The sequence below is a fragment of the Candidatus Protofrankia californiensis genome, assembly GCF_900634765.1.
Lineage (GTDB): Bacteria > Actinomycetota > Actinomycetes > Frankiales > Frankiaceae > Protofrankia > Protofrankia californiensis.
This window is the reverse complement of record NZ_CAAAFT010000031.1, coordinates 1-3,239: the sequence shown is the minus strand read 5'-3', so window position 1 is coordinate 3,239 and position 3,239 is coordinate 1. Positions and strand designations below refer to the sequence as shown.

At 69.2% G+C, this 3,239-nt stretch carries 2 protein-coding genes; one reads left to right on the top strand and one right to left on the bottom strand.

Going from position 1 to position 3,239, the window contains the following annotated elements; translation table 11 throughout:
• The coding region (locus DD1DGNOD_RS01335; RefSeq protein ID WP_206442874.1) for a putative bifunctional diguanylate cyclase/phosphodiesterase at window positions 1–2,724 on the top strand (2,724 nt) is incomplete at its 5' end.
• Window positions 2,725–2,739: 15 nt separating this feature from the next.
• On the opposite strand, the gene DD1DGNOD_RS01330 is transcribed toward DD1DGNOD_RS01335, so the two are convergent.
• Window positions 2,740–3,239 (bottom strand): AIR synthase-related protein (locus DD1DGNOD_RS01330; protein ID WP_241255391.1); only part of this gene is annotated, 500 nt, incomplete at its 5' end.

The window sequence follows — 3,239 nt, the reverse complement described above, 5'->3', positions numbered from 1 at the left end:
AAGCCGCCGTCAACCTCGTCGCCGTCAACCTCGTCGCCGTACGCCTCCTCACGCGAGGCTACCCAGGGCAATAGCCGGTTCCGTTCTTCTCGTCTGCTCCCGGCCCTGCACGGCATGCTCTCGCTCACATCCGCGGTGGCCGTCGCTGTCGCGGTGGTGTTTGCCGCACGAGGTGACCGGCCGGCCTGGGACGCGCTTGCCCTGGCCCTACCCGTCCTGGTACTCGGCCAGCTACCGATAGTCATTCGCCGGATCGGCCGTACCCCCGAGGACCTCAACCTCAGGGAAGCCTCGCTGATCATCGTCCTCGCGCTGGTCCCAGGCCCGTGGGTCATCCTGCTCGGCCTGCCGGCGACGTTGGGACCGCAGCTGGTCGTCGGACGCCGGCTGCTTCCGGCGCTGATGCACACCGCTGTCGTCACCACCAGTACTGGGGCAGGTGTCCTGGCCGCAGCCGCGGTCATGGGTGGCCGCGACCTGCCAGCGGTGCTCCCGGACGCCCACGCGTTCGCCGCCGCGGCCGTGGCCGCCGCGGTCTGCGGGGTCCTCACCTGGGTCCTGACCGCATACGTGGCAGCGTGCTCAGGGGCGTCCTTCCGGCGGTCGAGGGCATCCTCCCGGCGCCTGCCGCACGACAGCCTCGCAGTCCTGCGGTTGCAGTCGATCGTCGCAAACACCGCGCTGGGCCTGCTGGTGCTCGCGGTCGCGCGCTGGAGCCCGGTCGCTGCGCTCACGCTTCCGCTCGCCGCGGCCGGCCCTGGCATCTGCCACCACCGCAGACTCCGCTCCCTGGAGGAACGCAGCCACTGGGACGAGATCAACGCTGCGTCCCGGGAACTTGCCGACGCCGACGAGCCGACCGTCATCATGATTGCAAAACGCAGAGCCGAGACCCTGTTCCGCGCGGACAGCACGACGTTGACCATCTGGCCCGTGGCACCCGCCGACGGTCCGCCGGCAACGGTCGAACAACATCCGTCCCACGGTGTGCCGCCGGAGGACACGCTTCCAGAAGGCGCACTCCAGGAAGAAGATGCGCTTCCGGAAAAATTTTCGGAAGAATTTTTGGAAGAAGGTGTCCGCCGGAGAAAAGAAGGGGCCCTTCCGGGAGCGGGAGGCCAACCAGCTCCGTCCAGGCGCCGCCGGAGGCTGTCGTACCGGGTCCGGGAGGCCGGCGCCCCCCTGCTCGCGGGCGAGGAACAGATCGGCGTCCTCACGCTGACCTTCCACCAGCCGACGGCCTGGCGTCAGCACGAGGACCAGATTCTGGCGGCCTTCATCCAGACGGTCTCCCGCGCTCTTGCGCATGCCCGGTTAGAAGCTCGCGCCCGCCGGGCGGCCGAGGAGCAAGCCCACGATGCCGGGCACGACTGGCTGACCGGCCTGGGCAACCGCCGGCTGCTGATGGCCAGGGCGGCGGCCGAACTACAGCGGCAGGCCGCGACGGGCAGGCCCGTCGCTCTTGTGATGATCGACCTGGACCGCTTCAAAATCATCAACGACACCCTCGGGCACAGCGCCGGTGACCGTGTGCTGCAGGCCGTTGCCGAGCGGCTACGGCGCAGCGTCCGGGAGGACGACGTCGTCGCCCGCCTGGGCGGGGACGAGTTCGCCGTCCTCGTCACCGGCATCGAGGATCCCGCTCAGGCCGAGGCAACTGCCGCCGAACTCGCCGACGTACTGTGCCGTGATGTCGTCATGGACGGCATCGCATTGGCGGTGGAGGCATCCGTCGGGGTCGCCTGCTACCCCCAGGACGGAACCAACACCGAGGAGCTTCTGCAACGGGCCGACATCGCCATGTACCAGGCGAAACACTCCCACCCCCGGTGGCGGCGCTTCGAGGCCGACAGTCATGACTCCTCCGTGGAACGGCTCGCCCTGGTCGCCGAGCTGCGCTCCGCGATCAACGAGAACGAGCTGGTGCTCAACTACCAGCCTCAGGTGGAGCTGGAGACCGGGCGGATCAGCGGCGTCGAGGCGCTCGTCCGCTGGAACCATCCGCGGCGCGGGATGCTCACCCCCGAGATGTTCGTTCCCGCGGTCGAGCAGTCCGGGCTGGTACAGGACTTCACCAGAGCGATCCTGGAGCAGGCCCTCGTCGCATGCGCCGGTTGGCGAGCCGGCGGCTTCGACATCACGGTGTCGGTCAACCTCTCCGCTCGTAATCTCCTGAACACCGAACTGCCCGGGGAGGTGGCGAAGCTGCTGGTCAAGCACGACGTCCCGGCAGCGGCGCTCACCCTGGAGATCACCGAGACCGCGATGATGTCGGACAAGCGGACGGCACACCGGTTACTGATCAAGCTACGGGAGATCGGCGTCCGGATCGCGGTCGACGACTTCGGCACGGGATTCTCATCCCTGACCCTGCTGCAGGAGCGGGTCCTCGACGAGGTCAAGGTGGACCAGAGCTTTGTCCGCAAACTGCTGATCGAACAGGGTGACGCCGCGATCGTCGCCGCCACGATCCACCTGGCGCACACCCACAACCTGCAGGTGGTCGCGGAGGGTGTGGAGACCGCCGAACTCATGGAAGCACTGACGGCGTTGCGCTGCGATTTCGTCCAGGGTCTGCATACCGGCGCGGCCATGCCGCTGCCGGAGCTCACCGGCTATCTGCGGGCATCGGCATCCGCCCCCCGGCTGGCCGTCGGCACGAACGCCCGGATCCTGCCGCTGCACCGCAGGCGCCCCCGCGGGTCGAACCCTCCCGGAGACTAACCAGCGCCCAGGAGACTAACCGGCGGGAGGGTGTTCCCCGACAAGCCGGGCCTGGCCTTCACCGGCGGAACCGACGACGTCCCCGATGATCCAGGCAGGGACCCCCCGGGCAGCGAGCAGGTCCACGGCGGCGGCTGCGTCGCCCGCGCCGAGGAGGGCTACCATTCCCACCCCGAGGTTGAACGTCTGTTCCATCTCGGCCTGCGGTATGCCACCACGTTCGGCCACCAGAGCGAACAGGGGTGGCGGGGCCCAGGTGGACCGGCCCAGGCGGGCGGTCATGCCGGCAGGCACCACCCGCGCCAGGTTGGCTGCAAGCCCTCCACCGGTGACATGCGCGAAGGCGTGGACGTCCAGGGCCTCGGCAAGGGCGAGGCAGTCACGGGCGTAGATCCGGGTGGGGACGAGAAGTGCATCACCGAGAGTGGTACCCAGATCGTCCTCGTGGCGGGCCAGGGCAGCCCGGCCCTCGGCGGACACCCCGCCGGGGCCGTCGGGGTCCATCGGGCCGAGCA